The sequence below is a fragment of the Erwinia sp. MYb416 genome (assembly GCF_037479575.1).
Lineage (GTDB): Bacteria > Pseudomonadota > Gammaproteobacteria > Enterobacterales > Enterobacteriaceae > Erwinia > Erwinia rhapontici.
In genome coordinates, this window is record NZ_JBBGYT010000264.1 from 1 (window position 1) to 614 (window position 614).

At 54.7% G+C, this 614-nt stretch carries 1 pseudogene; it reads right to left on the bottom strand.

From position 1 onward, the window contains the following. A pseudogene (locus WH277_RS02405) lies at window positions 1-488 on the bottom strand (transposase); the annotation flags it as partial. Window positions 489-614: the final 126 nt, after the last annotated feature.

Below are 614 nucleotides of genomic sequence, written 5' to 3' on the forward strand. Positions count from 1 at the left end.
AAGCCCTTCACGGCGCAGCAACTGCCAGATGCGACGGTAGCCAAAACGCCTACGCTCCAGTGCCAGCTCAGTGATGCGCCCTGATAAATGTGCATCAGCAGCCGGACGCTGAGCCTCGTAACGGCAGGTCGACAGGGACAAACCTGTGAGCCTGCAGGCACGACGTTGCGACAGACCGGTCGCATCACACATCAACATCACGGCTTCCCGCTTCTGGTCTGTCGTCAGTATTTTCGCCCAAGAGCCACCTGAAGCGCCTCTTTATCCAGCATGGCTTCGGCAAGCAGCAGCTTGAGTCTGGCATTCTCTTCCTCAAGCGACTTCAGGCGCTTAACCTCAGGCACCTCCATACCGCCATACTTCTTACGCCATGTGTAAAACGTGGCGTCGGAAATGGCGTGCTTGCGGCAGAGTTCACGGGCGGATACCCCGGCTGCAGCCTCGCGGAGAATACTGATGATCTGTTGGTCGGAAAAACGCTTCTTCATGGGGATGTCCTCATGTGGCTTATGAAGACATTACTAATATCGGGGTGTACTAATCAACGGGGAGCAGGTCACTGAGACAGAAGATGCTGAAGTCTGACATTCTTCTTTAAAGAAAGCGGACGTTAG